17 protein-coding genes are annotated in these 12673 nt (G+C 35.7%); 6 read left to right on the top strand and 11 right to left on the bottom strand.

Annotated features, from left to right (window positions below; genetic code table 11):
- Positions 1–229: 229 nt before the first annotated feature.
- The 8 genes from ACERDH_RS09100 to ACERDH_RS09065 form a co-directional block, all read right to left on the bottom strand.
- Complete coding sequence (locus tag ACERDH_RS09100; RefSeq protein ID WP_386686372.1) at positions 230–1495, bottom strand: tyrosine-type recombinase/integrase; 1266 nt, start codon at positions 1493–1495, stop codon at positions 230–232.
- A gap of 86 nt (positions 1496–1581) precedes the next feature.
- Positions 1582–1833 carry a MerR family transcriptional regulator gene (locus ACERDH_RS09095; RefSeq protein ID WP_075228113.1) on the bottom strand — a complete coding sequence of 84 codons (252 nt, stop codon included), beginning with the start codon at positions 1831–1833 and terminating at the stop codon, positions 1582–1584.
- Positions 1834–1838: 5 nt separating this feature from the next.
- The gene (locus tag ACERDH_RS09090; protein WP_386686375.1) at positions 1839–2435 is read right to left on the bottom strand and encodes a replication protein; all 597 of its coding nucleotides are present in this window, start codon (positions 2433–2435) and stop codon (positions 1839–1841) included.
- 201 nt (positions 2436–2636) lie between these two features.
- The gene (locus tag ACERDH_RS09085) at positions 2637–3236 is read right to left on the bottom strand and encodes a hypothetical protein (RefSeq protein ID WP_386686378.1); all 600 of its coding nucleotides are present in this window, start codon (positions 3234–3236) and stop codon (positions 2637–2639) included.
- Between the two features lie 3 nt (positions 3237–3239).
- On the bottom strand, positions 3240–4328 hold the full coding sequence (locus ACERDH_RS09080) for an ATP-binding protein (protein ID WP_386686381.1): 1089 nt from the start codon (positions 4326–4328) through the stop codon (positions 3240–3242).
- Positions 4328–4642, bottom strand: coding sequence for a hypothetical protein (locus ACERDH_RS09075; protein ID WP_346743308.1), 315 nt, complete (start codon positions 4640–4642; stop codon positions 4328–4330). Before ACERDH_RS09075 ends, ACERDH_RS09080 begins: the two co-directional genes overlap by 1 nt.
- A gap of 266 nt (positions 4643–4908) precedes the next feature.
- Positions 4909–5334 carry a hypothetical protein gene (locus ACERDH_RS09070; RefSeq protein WP_386686383.1) on the bottom strand — a complete coding sequence of 142 codons (426 nt, stop codon included), beginning with the start codon at positions 5332–5334 and terminating at the stop codon, positions 4909–4911.
- A 241-nt stretch (positions 5335–5575) separates the two neighbouring features.
- Positions 5576–6007, bottom strand: a complete 432-nt coding sequence (locus tag ACERDH_RS09065; protein WP_386686386.1) for a hypothetical protein — start codon at positions 6005–6007, stop codon at positions 5576–5578.
- 302 nt (positions 6008–6309) lie between these two features.
- On the opposite strand from ACERDH_RS09065, the gene ACERDH_RS09060 reads away from it, so the two are divergent.
- The 5 genes from ACERDH_RS09060 to ACERDH_RS09040 all read left to right on the top strand — a co-directional run bounded on the left by ACERDH_RS09060 (position 6310) and on the right by ACERDH_RS09040 (position 9487).
- Entirely contained in the window at positions 6310–7248 is a 939-nt protein-coding gene (locus ACERDH_RS09060) for a hypothetical protein (protein ID WP_386686389.1), read from the top strand.
- Positions 7249–7329: 81 nt separating this feature from the next.
- On the top strand, positions 7330–7842 hold the full coding sequence (locus ACERDH_RS09055; RefSeq protein WP_386686392.1) for a GrpB family protein: 513 nt from the start codon (positions 7330–7332) through the stop codon (positions 7840–7842).
- A 22-nt stretch (positions 7843–7864) separates the two neighbouring features.
- Positions 7865–8203: a hypothetical protein gene (locus tag ACERDH_RS09050; protein WP_386686395.1), complete on the top strand. Its 339-nt coding sequence runs from the start codon at positions 7865–7867 to the stop codon at positions 8201–8203.
- Positions 8203–9003 carry a DUF3800 domain-containing protein gene (locus ACERDH_RS09045; RefSeq protein WP_386686398.1) on the top strand — a complete coding sequence of 267 codons (801 nt, stop codon included), beginning with the start codon at positions 8203–8205 and terminating at the stop codon, positions 9001–9003. The genes ACERDH_RS09050 and ACERDH_RS09045 overlap by 1 nt, the downstream gene beginning before the upstream one ends.
- Positions 9004–9010: 7 nt before the next feature.
- The gene (locus tag ACERDH_RS09040) at positions 9011–9487 is read left to right on the top strand and encodes a type II toxin-antitoxin system PemK/MazF family toxin (RefSeq protein ID WP_386686400.1); all 477 of its coding nucleotides are present in this window, start codon (positions 9011–9013) and stop codon (positions 9485–9487) included.
- A gap of 401 nt (positions 9488–9888) precedes the next feature.
- Here ACERDH_RS09040 and rpmG read toward each other — a convergent pair whose 3' ends face one another.
- Both rpmG and rpmF read right to left on the bottom strand, forming a co-directional pair.
- Positions 9889–10038: a 50S ribosomal protein L33 gene (gene rpmG, locus ACERDH_RS09035; RefSeq protein WP_001265622.1), complete on the bottom strand. Its 150-nt coding sequence runs from the start codon at positions 10036–10038 to the stop codon at positions 9889–9891.
- Between the two features lie 15 nt (positions 10039–10053).
- Entirely contained in the window at positions 10054–10236 is a 183-nt protein-coding gene (gene rpmF / locus ACERDH_RS09030) for a 50S ribosomal protein L32 (protein ID WP_000290417.1), read from the bottom strand.
- 230 nt (positions 10237–10466) lie between these two features.
- Here rpmF and ilvD point away from each other — a divergent pair, with 230 nt between their 5' ends.
- Positions 10467–12170: a dihydroxy-acid dehydratase gene (gene ilvD / locus ACERDH_RS09025; RefSeq protein WP_023947583.1), complete on the top strand. Its 1704-nt coding sequence runs from the start codon at positions 10467–10469 to the stop codon at positions 12168–12170.
- Between the two features lie 60 nt (positions 12171–12230).
- Here ilvD and ACERDH_RS09020 read toward each other — a convergent pair whose 3' ends face one another.
- A complete protein-coding gene (locus tag ACERDH_RS09020; protein ID WP_001204052.1) occupies positions 12231–12572 on the bottom strand; it encodes a metal-sulfur cluster assembly factor in 342 nt (113 codons plus the stop codon).
- Positions 12573–12673: the final 101 nt, after the last annotated feature.

The following is a 12673-nucleotide window of genomic DNA, read 5'->3' as shown; positions in this document are numbered from 1 at the left end:
AAGAGCAATAAGGCTTGAACAAAGTGAAAGCCAGCGTCTTTAGGCGCTGGCTGGTAATTTGGGCTTATAGCCCTGGGACAAACCACCCGTTTGACGGGTGGTCATGATTGATTCGTATTGAATGCTTACTTAACCTCTGTAAGAGTTAAATAATTGACCTATATCCCCTATATTATCAAGGATTGTAGAGCTTTAAAGTTTAAAGGTAGTGATGAAGGTAGTGATAAAATCAGCTTGCTAGTTCTTCTATCTTGTTTAAGAAAATATCTACTGCTTCAAACTTCTTTTTTGGTGCTAACTCAGCGTAAGTATCCATAGTTGTTGTGATAGACTTATGCCCCATTCTGTGTTGCAGTTCTTTCCAGTTCATACCAGCATTTAACATCATAGATGCGTGTGTATGGCGAAACAGATGAAAGCCATAGTTTGGTAGTCCCAACTCAGTTAACCGCTTTTTAAGCGTTGCACGTTCATTTCTGTCACACATGTAGTTGCCATAGATAGTTGGAAAAATAAGTGAGGATTTTGGCAACTCATGCTTTTCAAAATAAGTACCCATCTCCTCATAAAATTCCTTGAGTTTTTCCATAACTGAAAGTGGAACGGGAACCCTACGGTTTCCAGAATCGGTTTTTGCGGTTGGTTTACAAATCATCTCACCTTTGATATCTAGTTTCTTATCTGCACTTTTCCACATTAAGGTTTTGCTGACAAGAATTTCATTTGTTTCAAAATCTAGGTCTGTTATTTCCAATGCCAATAACTCATTTATTCGCAATGCAGATGCTAATAGCGTGTTACAAATAACTTTAAAGCGTCTATTTGCTCTTGTATTTGGTAAGGTTTCAAGATAGGACAACCAGTGTTTCAAATCGTCATCATGAAGAACCATAATACGTTCTTTGCTCGCTTTGGGTTTTGGAGGAATTTTAATTGATTTGGCTGGGTTAGTATTCAATCCACAATTTGTAATGCCAAAATCAAAAATATCACGAACTTTGTGAGCCATTGCACCAAAATCTCTTGCACTGCCTTTTGGGGCACGTTTTACACCGGAATCAACAGCTTTCTTTGCTTTTCTAGATAGCTTATTTATCCAAAGTTGAATATCAGCAGGTTTGATTTGAACAGGTTTATAATCCCCAAATTGAGGAATAATGTATGTATCAAGATAGCCTCTAACTCGATTTATAGTATTTTGAGAGGAAACCCATACTTTGAAATTATCGAACCAAACCTCAGCCAAATTTTCAAAATTATCTATTTGGATACTTTGTTTTATAGTAAAACCAGCACTTTCAAACTGAATTCTTGCTTCAATAATTTTTCTATCTAAGGCTTTTAATGTTTTAGCGGTGATAGTTTTTGTTATGCGTTTTCCAGTCTTTGTATCAGTTCCAATATAAACACCCTTTACGGAGTAACTAACATCGCCATTTTGCTTGGTAATTTTAGTTATTTTTTTGTTGTTGTGTTGAATGATTTCTTTACTCATATTAGCCTCTTTCTTCGGACAATTAAAAGGCTAGAATAGAACCCTCACATTCTTTATTTGATAGTTCTATTCTAGCATACTTAAAGTTAAATAGTCAAAAAGTCAATGACGTCTTTCATCTTGTAAAAAACAGTACGTGTTCCTTCAATTGGTGGCTCAAGACGCTTTAACCCTTTGCTTTCCCATGATTTCAACGTATTAGGAGAAATCTGTAAGATTTTCAATAGTTCTTTCTGTGTGACTATCCCATAAGAATCATTGCTTTGTAATTTTTGTTGAAGAATAGTAATGAGTGTATGTAGTAGGTTTTCAATTTGGTCTAATTTCGTCATGTTCATCAGTTTTATCCTTTCTTTTCTAATTTTGACTGACAGGTGCTTTGTTTGCTATACCTTCGTGAATCCAAATATTTGGCAAAAAAGTAAGTTTTATCTACGATAAGCCTTAATAAGGTCGGATTTTCTTCTCTCGCATATCTAACCAAATGATTAAACTCTGTGAAATTCTTCTTGTCTATCACATCTATGATGGTTGATAGAAAATCATCGTTGTTATTGTTTATGAGGAATTTGTCTAATTCAAATCCGCATCCGGTCTCTATGTTTTTAATATCGTACTGACTTTTCTCAGGATTTTCTGCGTGGACAAAGTAGTCATACATCCCCTTGGGAGACATAATAGGCTCTACATGGGCAGGCCCCTTTAATTTATCCTTGATGAGTTCAGATACTTGAGAATAACTTTTGAGTGAATCAAAGAAAAAGGCACCATGTTTATGAGCTTTTTTAAGCTCCCCTGTTTTTCTATTAACATCTTTATCGTGCCAAGGGGATAAGATAAAGGGAATATGAAGACCTTCAAGGATTTCTAAATAGTCTTCAGGGGCGCTTTCTCTGTAGAAAAGAAAAGCCCATTTATTGGAACGTTGTTCTTTTGACATATGCAACATACCTCGCTTTCAAATTGTATTACTATCTATAAGGAGATTTAGAAGGGTTCTTTCGGAAGGTGGAAGACGTTTTTTGATATTTTTGTGATTATTGATTATTGGACTAACGGGGTCGTAGTAACCCGTTAGTCCATATACCAAACAGACGGGCGCTAGGTGGCGCTCACTTCGTGCGCCATGGCGCCCGTCCTATCATTTACGTCTTGTTCCGATAAAGTAGAAGTACATGCCCATTCTTTCAGGTCGTGAAAAATAATAGTCGGGATTGCGACTGGAAATTTCTTCACTGATGATTGTTTCTAAATCTTTTAGAATTCTAATGGCTTGTTGAGACTTGGGAACAGGAATAATTAAGCTTGCGCTTTCCTCTCTAATATCTACCACCACTTTCTGAATAGCTTTATTGAACTGCTTGTTGATAGGGTTATATCTCTTTACATTTCCTTGCTCTCCTGTGCCTACAGATTCCGAATGTTCTCTTTGAATCATAAAAAGACGAAGAGAAAAGGTCTGTATGATGGATTTAAAGAGGTTAATTATTCTATCTTCATTCTGGCGTATCTTGATTTCATAGCCAAGCAATCCAAAGAATAGGAGAAGGGACAAGAAAGAGATAGATGAGCTGATAAAGTGAAGTAAACTCAGGAAGTCAAACAGAGATGTGAAATAAGTACTGTTTTCTAGAGGATTCATTCCCAGCCTCAATAGGATTGAAATAAGCATAGATAAGCTTCCTACTGTAAAGAGGGTAGTTGCTTGATGAATGGTGTTTTGAAAGTTTGTTTTTCTCATGGTCTATAAAATTCCTTTCTTAGTGTAATAGGTGGGGCAGAGGAGGGGGAGAACTTGGTAAGGATGTTCGTTATCAATGATTTGAATTAAGCCAGTTCCTTTTCCGATTGGAATAACAATGCCTTCTGGGTCAAGGTCGGGAAACAAAAACTGTGTGGTCTTTTTATTAATGTTTCCAATCTGTATCAGAACATTCAATTGTTCCCGTACGGATACTGGGATAGTCGTATGGTCAAAACGTTGACTGACTAAAAGTAAATGAACTCGTGTGGCTCGTCCAAGTAATGCGATTTGAGACAATAAAGAGAAGAAGGAATCTTTGATGGTTTTATTTACCCCTTCTGACAAGGCAAGGACTTCATCAATAACAATAGTTAAATGTTTAAAGTCATGCCTAGGGTTTTCAAATAGGATGGCTTGTCTTTTATGAATGATGGTCAAACACTGGCTCAAACTTTCATTAATTTCTGACACAAAATCAGACTTAGAACGGTTTTCATGGGGATGAATGACAGGGATTTGGTGTTCTCTTGACCAACGTGATGGCGTATCAAATTTAGGGTCAATGATAATCAAGTCTGAGAAGTTTCTGAGGACACTTAAAAGGTATGTAAGCGCATAGCTTTTCCCACTTCCTGAGTTACCAGCAATAGCCAAAGAAGTTACCTTATCATAGTTAATGGTTAGATTTTTCATGATAGGAATATTATTACTCCTTAGAGATGAGGTAAATGTCTCAAGGTTTGAAATGACCAAGCGCTCCGAAATTCCTTTTTTCCATGGAAAGAATAAGCCTCGCTGAACATGAATATCCTCTGACTTTAATGCGACAAAGTAAGCCGAATTTTGCTTTAGTAATGTATACTGTGGATATAATGACGCATTAGCAATTAAGAAAATCTTTTGATACAAGTCATCATCGATGATAAAGCCACAAGGGAGGCGAGGGACAAAGATAAAGCCGTCTTCTTTGACAAGTATATTAAAAGAGTTGGTGTAGGATGTTTCACCCTGTAATACAGAGCCTAAACCCATGTTCAGACTCTGTAAGAGGTATTGTTCCAACTCTCTTTTTGCGAGAGAATGAACCATTATTTCACCTCTTTCAATGCGTCAGCTCTAAAGTAGACATTATAGTTGACCTCACACGCCTGTAAGTTGTCAAAGGTGATAAGAGAAAGATATTCCGGAAGGTCAGGTTGTTCAACGAATTTCACCTGAAAAGGAGGTAACCCTTTTTGTCCAAACCATGTTTTGTAGGCGATAATTTCACCAGTTGGTTTGCCATCTTCAAATTTCTGTTGTGTTTCAATCTCATCACTTAGCAAGTAAATTGGAGATTGAAGATTTACGTATTGTTCTGCTGTTTGGTTTGAGTAACCGCCTTTGCGATATTGTGGTTTCATTTTCATTTTGAAATACCTCGTATATTCTATTTTGTGCTTAAAAGTATAGTCGACATACTCAGTTTGAGGTCGTGAGCTAGACTTGTTAATTTTTTCCTTTCTATCTTATAGGAGATTCAGGATATGATTTTCGGATAGTTTTTTAAAAAAAATTGAAATTTTTATTATTCGGTTTTCAATTCAGTGTTTAATGAGATTTAGGGCATATAATTTAGGAAACTTTTTCACAAAAAACTGGCAATCAGAGCGATTACCAGTTGTTGAGTCTACCTGTAGTCTTTTAAAATGTCTTGTAATACTTCTTGATGTTTTTTGAAGTGGTTTGTTACAGTTTTATCACTACATTCTACAATTTTAGATAATGCAGACGATGAAATCGGCTTATCTCTTAATTTTCCAACCATAATAATTTGGTCGTTTTTAGAAAGGGTAGATATGTAATTATGCACAGTTTCTAATAGTTCGTTATAGATATAAGTTTGTTCGCCATCTAACGAATTACTAGCGATTAAATCGTATCTATCTGTTTGACGTCCTTCGTTTGATATATTTTCATCTAAACTTCCAAGATTGTGATAACGGTCTCTACGTGTGGCATTAGCATAAGATTTATCATCTTTTTTTAGAAGTTTATCCCATTTTTTAATTTCATTCTTATCTTCTTCAGATAATCTGTCTTCAAATTTGTTCATATCAATTCTCCTTTGTTTGACTCGTAGTTCTGCGCTCGATTTGAGGTCTTGAGCTAGACTTTGAATTTTTCCTCCTTTTCTTATAGGAGATTCAGGAGCTAAATTTCGGAGATATTTTTAAAAAAAATTTGAACTTTTTATTATTTTGTTTTCTTAGCAATATCTAATGGAATTTTGAACGAATAATTTAGGGAGTTTTTTACAAAAAAACTGGTAATCATATGATTACCAGTTCTAGAGACTATCTGTAGTCTTTTAAAATGTCTTGTAACACTTCTTGGTGTTTTTTGAAGTGATTTGTCACGGTTTTGTCACTACATTCTACAATTTTAGACAATGCAGACGATGAGATTGGCTTATCTCCTAATTTTCCAAACATAATAATTTGGTCATTTTTAGGAAGGGTAGATATGTAATTGTGCAATGTTTCTAATAGTTCGCTGTAGATATAAACTTGTTCACCATCCAACGAATCACTAGCGATTAACTCATATCTATCTGTTTGACGCCCTTCACTTGCAATGTTCTCGTCTAAACTTCCAAGATTATGGTATCTATCTCTACGTCTAGCGTTCTCATATGACTTATCGTCATTTTTCAGTATCTTGTCCCACTTTTGGATATCTATATAATCCTGTAGAGTGAGACGGTCTTCAAATCTTCTTATTGGCATAATAGCCTCTTTCTAAGTCCATTTTTAGGACGGAAAGAAACTTTAATGAGCCATACTGAATACCGATAGATGTGAAAAAGGCACACCAAATAAACGGATAAACAGATATATGTAGAACTCGACCGTTATCGTCTGAGTTTTCATATTCGTTTCAATCCGTCCGTTTGATGCGCATCAATAAGGACTTTAAATTTATTTACAAGTTTACTTGTATGTTTAAAGTATAATTCATTTTATTATGTAAAAATAGTGTATTTTGATATAATATAATTACGCAAATACATAAATAGAGGTATTAAAAGATGAATGAAGATTTACAGAGTTTTTTCTGTGTGAAGGCCTCAGAAAGAATAGAGAAAATGATTTCAAGTAGGAAGTTGAGTTTTTTTGAAATTTATCCTGAAAACTCAAATCTCATTTCATGGATTGTAGCAGGTAGAAGAACCAAAAGAAATCCATATTTACTTACTGATACAGCAGTCCAAAGAATTAATGAGACACTAAATGGTCAAGAACTACCAAATAAGGAGAATAGATACCATTGTAGAGTGATATATTGGGGAGACAACGATGAGATTGAAAATTACATTCCTGAAATGATGGGATTGATTGTTAAAAGTCTGACAGAACAACAGCAATTAATTTTTGATGAAACCCTAATGGATGATATTTATTTTGCTGAAACGATAGCTTATAAAGAGATACTAAATGAACATAATGCTCACTTCTTAAATATAGATATAGAGCAACTACATACGGAAGATATCCCAATTTCTCGGATTTTAGCTGAGTCGGAATTACTAGGAGCAATTGAAGAAGATTTTAAAAAAGCATTTATAGAATTTCTTGATTCGTCAAAATATGTCCGTACAAAAGTAAATGGTGTAGATGATTATGTAGATAAGGGGATTACATTTAAAAATCAATTCGGGTGCGATGATATTGTTAATCTATTTTTAAAAGTTGTAAAAGAACATAAATTACCTATTGAAGAATCAATTGGACATAGAGTATATTCTATTGTAAGAAAAGATGTTTCTAAATTGGATTCCTTAATAGAGGAAGAACTATTGTATGATACGGTCTATGCCCCTTATAGAGAAGACAAAATTCTTGAAACAGAGTTAAATTTTCAGCATGGTATCATTAAAGCTGGACAGGATTATATAAAATCTTTATATGACACACATAAAAGTAGAAATGAAATTTGGAATAAACTAAGGGAAGAGGGAGAAATATGATATAATTATGTGGTGTAGAAAATAATTACATTATTATAAAGGATTGAATAGAGGAAAAGGAGTTATATAGGTAAATAGATTATGAGGACACAAAATGTTGTAGTTGAAAAATGGAATCCAAAATGGAAAGAAGAATTTGAAAAAATAGTAGAATCACTTGGAAAAGAAATCATTCAGAATGTAATTAAGATTGAACACGTAGGTAGTACATCGGTTAAAGGGATGTCAGCAAAGCCAATAATTGATTTGGATATTGTTATTGAAAATGATAAGTTTCTAATTTTAAAAAAATTGCTTGAAGATAAAGGGTATGTACATGAAGGCGATTTAGGTATTAGAGATAGGGAGGCTTTTTCATATATTAATAAAAATGATTTAATGACACATCATTTATATGTATGTCCTAAAGACTCTGAAGAATTATTTAGACATATTACTTTTAGAAATTATTTAAGGCAACATTCTGAGTTAGTGGATGAATATTCAAAAGTTAAAGAAAAAGCTGCTGTTTTATTTCCGGATAATATAGATAAATATATAGAATATAAATCAGGTGTTATTGAAAAAATTTATAATCAATGCGGTCTATTGTAGGTTTTTTTACCGTTCTAATTTTTTGTTTCAACAAGAATTTACCGTCTTGTCTGACGCTTATGCCATTGATTGGATTGGTTCGGATAAGCAACTAAGACCGAATGACTATCTCTTTATCGTTCCGAGTATCAATAAGGTTACAGACCTACCGATTTACTCCTATAAAAACAAGTTAGGTGGTTGGAACGTGGTTAAAGATAAACTGATAAAATTACCAGTCAATGAACAAGGTGAAATCCATTTTGATTACATGGCAACTTTAGTACAGGCTATTAAAAAATTAGTTATTAAAGATGTTGTCTTATATGCGGATAAACAAATCAAAGCAACAAAAGAAGTGATACAGAAAGGAATTAAATAATGTCTAATGTTTGGAAAGACAAACCTACTTGTTTTGAACATTTTAATGGAGAACATGATTACATGCTTTTTATTGATGAAACAGGGATACCAACATTAAGCAATTACAATCACAATAATAGATGGTTTTCAATGACAGGTGTTTTAATTTCTGGTGAAGATGGTGAAAGTATTATTTCGGATATGATGACTATTAAGCATAAGTATTGGAAGAATGCAATGTTTAATGAGCAAAGAGTAGTATTTCATTCTAGAGATTATCGTAAAAAAATAGGTGCTTTTAATCCGAAAATAGTTGACTATCCTGAAATGAGTATGGAATTGTTGCAATTTATAGAGCGTACCAATTTCATGATTTTCTCATCAGGAATTGATAAAAATTTTTTGACTACAAGATATAGTAAACCATATCCAGTTTATTGGTTTTCTCTTGTGTTTCTTATTGAGCGTTATGCTATATATTTGGAAGAACAAGGGAAAACGGGTATAATTGTACTTGAAGCAAGAGGTAAAAAAGAAGATACAAACTTGTTACAAACTATTGTACCTAAGATAGAACATGGAACTAAATTTGTCAATGAACGTATATGTTCTAGGATTAGAGGGGTATACTTTAATAACAAGAGAACAGCAAATAAAAAACAGTCTTATCCATATCTAGAAATAGCAGATATGACTGGTTATGAATTACATAATAAGATTTGCAAAGGGATTGAATCAGATTTTTATAGGAAAGTTGAATCAAAAATTTATAATTATCCCAATATAACAGGATATGGATTGAAAATATTCGATAGGTGAGGAGTATATGACAGAACAAACAGAAAAACAACGTTTACTTAATGCTTGGGCGACTAAAAAAGAAAGAATCGCATTAGATTTCTTTCGACTGAGAAGTGGAATGTCTTGGTGGGAGAAAGAGAAAGGTGATATATTCTGGTGTGATTTAGGAGAAAATATTGGTCAAGAAACCAGTAAAAAAAGACCTGTTGTTGTATTATCTTCTTCCAAAAGAAATAAGAGGTTATCACATGTTACTGTTGCACCAATTACATCTACGATTAAATATAAAAAAATCGGAGATGTAACGTCAGGGCTGAAATACCCGTTCCATTTTTTGATGAAGAGTAATGTATATCGATTCCTAGATAATGACTCTGTAATTAAACTGGAGCAACTTCGAACTATTTCTAAAAATAGATTAGATGGTTATCCAATAGGTAAACTCTTAGATGAAGATTTAAAAATTATTAATAAAAAAATTAGTAATTTTCTTGACTTATAGAAAGTAAAATGGTAATCTAGTTATAGAGAGGGGCTAGACCCCGTATTAAGTTCGGTTCGAGGTTATCTCAAACGTTGGAACATTTTGTTGGGGGCTGGGCCCCCTTTTATTTTGCAAAAAATAAAAACGCAGGCTTGTTTAAGCTTGCGTTTTGGATTCCACAAATTTTAGAAAAGATTACGCTATTTCAAAAATTTTTAGGAATGAAGATATAAAAAAAGAGAAACTTCATTACGAGGTTTCTCTTACTTTTAATTGTCCGAATCAATATTCTTATTTCAAAAAAAGGTAGTGAAAAAGGTAGTGATTGGACTGATTTTTATTGCAATCTACTGAAATTTGAAATTTCAAGAATTGCTTAAAATTAATGTTTTCACCGTCTACTGACGTGTAGTGAATCCTTACTTCACTTCTGTAAACACAACGTGTTTGCGAAGTTTTGGTGAGTATTTCTTCAATTGAAGACGGTCTGGAGTGTTACGTTTGTTTTTAGAAGTAAGGTACAAGCGTTCACCAGATTCTTTGTGTTCAAGTGTAATATTTACGCGCATGGTATCTCCCTTCTATTATTCAGCTGATGCAGCTTTAGCGATTTTACGTCCTTTGTAGTATCCTTTAAGTGATACACGGTGAGAACGTGAGTAATCTCCAGTAGTTTCGTCAAAGTTTACAGATGGAGCTGTTACTTTGTAGTGTGTACGACGTTTGTTTTTCTTCGCTTTTGAAGTGCGACGTGCAGGTACTGCCATTTTGATTTCTCCTTTAGGTATTTATATTCGATTCAATCTACTGATTTTCATCAACCATACTAGGATAACACATTTTTTTTGTAAAGTAAAGTTACTTGACAAAAAAAGATGAAAAAATTAAAAGGTCATCAACCGGATTAATCTAAATTTTCTGAAAATTCAAGAATTTTCTTCTGTTCATTGCTTTTAAAATGTGCTATAATAGTAAAAACTGAAATGGGAGGGAACAAATGACTGAATTAGCTAAACGTCATCGCAGTAGCATTTATGATAGTATGGTTAAATCACCAAACCGTGCTATGCTTCGTGCGACTGGTATGACAGATAAGGACTTTGAAACACCGATTGTGGGAGTGATTTCGACTTGGGCGGAAAATACACCATGTAACATCCACTTGCATGATTTTGGGAAATTGGCTAAAGAGGGTGTCAAATCTGCAGGCGCTTGGCCTGTGCAGTTTGGGACTATCACTGTAGCGGACGGGATTGCCATGGGAACGCCTGGTATGCGTTTCTCTTTGACATCTCGTGATATCATCGCGGACTCCATCGAAGCGGCTATGGGTGGTCACAACGTGGATGCCTTCGTCGCTATCGGTGGCTGTGACAAGAACATGCCTGGATCTATGATTGCTATTGCAAATATGGATATTCCAGCTATTTTCGCTTATGGTGGAACCATTGCACCGGGAAATCTTGATGGCAAAGACATCGACTTGGTTTCTGTTTTTGAGGGTATCGGAAAATGGAACCACGGTGACATGACAGCTGAGGACGTGAAACGTCTTGAGTGTAATGCTTGCCCTGGCCCTGGTGGCTGTGGTGGTATGTACACTGCTAATACCATGGCGACTGCTATCGAAGTTCTCGGTATGAGTTTGCCAGGCTCTTCATCTCACCCAGCTGAATCAGCTGACAAGAAAGAAGACATCGAAGCAGCAGGACGTGCTGTTGTTAAGATGTTGGAGCTCGGTCTCAAACCATCAGATATCTTGACTCGTGAAGCCTTTGAAGATGCTATCACTGTAACTATGGCTCTCGGTGGTTCTACAAATGCCACTCTTCACTTGCTTGCCATTGCCCATGCTGCCAATGTTGACTTGTCACTTGAGGACTTTAATACAATCCAAGAACGTGTGCCTCACTTGGCTGACTTGAAACCATCTGGTCAGTATGTCTTCCAAGACCTCTACGAAGTCGGTGGTGTGCCTGCGGTTATGAGATATCTCTTGGCAAATGGTTTCCTTCATGGAGACCGCATTACATGTACTGGTAAGACTGTTGCTGAGAACTTAGCTGACTTTGCAGATCTTACACCAGGTCAAAAAGTCATCATGCCACTTGAAAATCCAAAACGTGCAGATGGTCCGCTTATCATCTTGAACGGGAACCTTGCTCCTGACGGTGCGGTTGCCAAGGTATCAGGTGTTAAGGTCCGTCGTCACGTTGGTCCAGCTAAGGTCTTTGACTCAGAAGAAGATGCTATTCAGGCTGTTCTGACAGATGAAATCGTTGATGGCGATGTAGTCGTTGTTCGTTTCGTTGGACCTAAGGGTGGTCCTGGTATGCCTGAGATGCTCTCACTTTCATCAATGATTGTTGGTAAAGGTCAAGGAGACAAGGTTGCCCTCTTGACGGATGGGCGTTTCTCTGGTGGTACTTATGGTCTGGTTGTTGGACATATCGCCCCTGAAGCTCAGGATGGTGGACCAATTGCCTACCTTCGTACAGGTGATATCGTTACGGTTGACCAAGATACCAAAGAAATTTCCATGGCCGTATCCGAAGAAGAACTTGAAAAACGCAAGGCAGAAACAACCTTGCCACCACTTTACAGCCGTGGTGTCCTCGGTAAATATGCCCACATCGTATCATCCGCTTCACGCGGAGCCGTGACAGACTTCTGGAATATGGACAAGTCAGGTAAAAAATAAACTTAAAAAGCAAGCCAATCTCGGCTTGCTTCTTTTCATCTTCAAAAGTAATTTGCCTGTTTAACGAGGTGGCAGTCCAAGGGCAATACGACCGTAGCGACTGATTCGTGTGATCTTCCAGGCAGGCGACCAGGTAACTTCAACCTTGACATCTTCGATACCCTCGATTTGTTTCAGACCTGCCACGATTTCGATAGGTAGGCTTTCGGCGCAATCACAGGCGGTGTCGGTGAAGGTCATGACAATCTTGCAGAGACCCGTTTCATCCAGATTGATTTCATAAATCAGCCCTAGATTGTACACATCCAATTCCACATCTGTATCAAAAACCTTCTCTAGTTTTTCGATAATTTGGTCTTGCAAGGCCAAAGCACGGTCATTGATTTTGATATCATCTCTCATTACAGTCCCTCCACGTGATAAATATCCTCTATTTTCTCATAATTCTGACAATTTGGCAAGTTTTTGATGAATTTTCTGAAAAATATGATAAAATGAAGAAA

Origin of the sequence: Streptococcus bovismuti, from assembly GCF_042436615.2 — a bacterium.
Classification (GTDB): Bacteria; Bacillota; Bacilli; order Lactobacillales; family Streptococcaceae; genus Streptococcus.
The sequence above is the reverse complement of the archived record's forward strand: the minus strand, read 5'-3'. Positions and strand labels throughout refer to the sequence as shown.

Bases quoted from the DNA above. Each gene is read 5' to 3' on its own strand.
- ACERDH_RS09100 (WP_386686372.1), bottom strand. From the start codon at position 1,495: ATGAGTAAAGAAATCATTCAACACAACAACAAAAAAATAACTAAAATT.
- ACERDH_RS09095 (WP_075228113.1), bottom strand. From the start codon at position 1,833: ATGAACATGACGAAATTAGACCAAATTGAAAACCTACTACATACACTC.
- ACERDH_RS09090 (WP_386686375.1), bottom strand. From the start codon at position 2,435: ATGTCAAAAGAACAACGTTCCAATAAATGGGCTTTTCTTTTCTACAGA.
- ACERDH_RS09085 (WP_386686378.1), bottom strand. From the start codon at position 3,236: ATGAGAAAAACAAACTTTCAAAACACCATTCATCAAGCAACTACCCTC.
- ACERDH_RS09080 (WP_386686381.1), bottom strand. From the start codon at position 4,328: ATGGTTCATTCTCTCGCAAAAAGAGAGTTGGAACAATACCTCTTACAG.
- ACERDH_RS09075 (WP_346743308.1), bottom strand. From the start codon at position 4,642: ATGAAACCACAATATCGCAAAGGCGGTTACTCAAACCAAACAGCAGAA.
- ACERDH_RS09070 (WP_386686383.1), bottom strand. From the start codon at position 5,334: ATGAACAAATTTGAAGACAGATTATCTGAAGAAGATAAGAATGAAATT.
- ACERDH_RS09065 (WP_386686386.1), bottom strand. From the start codon at position 6,007: ATGCCAATAAGAAGATTTGAAGACCGTCTCACTCTACAGGATTATATA.
- ACERDH_RS09060 (WP_386686389.1), top strand. From the start codon at position 6,310: ATGAATGAAGATTTACAGAGTTTTTTCTGTGTGAAGGCCTCAGAAAGA.
- ACERDH_RS09055 (WP_386686392.1), top strand. From the start codon at position 7,330: ATGAGGACACAAAATGTTGTAGTTGAAAAATGGAATCCAAAATGGAAA.
- ACERDH_RS09045 (WP_386686398.1), top strand. From the start codon at position 8,203: ATGTCTAATGTTTGGAAAGACAAACCTACTTGTTTTGAACATTTTAAT.
- ACERDH_RS09040 (WP_386686400.1), top strand. From the start codon at position 9,011: ATGACAGAACAAACAGAAAAACAACGTTTACTTAATGCTTGGGCGACT.
- rpmG (WP_001265622.1), bottom strand. From the start codon at position 10,038: ATGCGCGTAAATATTACACTTGAACACAAAGAATCTGGTGAACGCTTG.
- rpmF (WP_000290417.1), bottom strand. From the start codon at position 10,236: ATGGCAGTACCTGCACGTCGCACTTCAAAAGCGAAGAAAAACAAACGT.
- ilvD (WP_023947583.1), top strand. From the start codon at position 10,467: ATGACTGAATTAGCTAAACGTCATCGCAGTAGCATTTATGATAGTATG.
- ACERDH_RS09020 (WP_001204052.1), bottom strand. From the start codon at position 12,572: ATGAGAGATGATATCAAAATCAATGACCGTGCTTTGGCCTTGCAAGAC.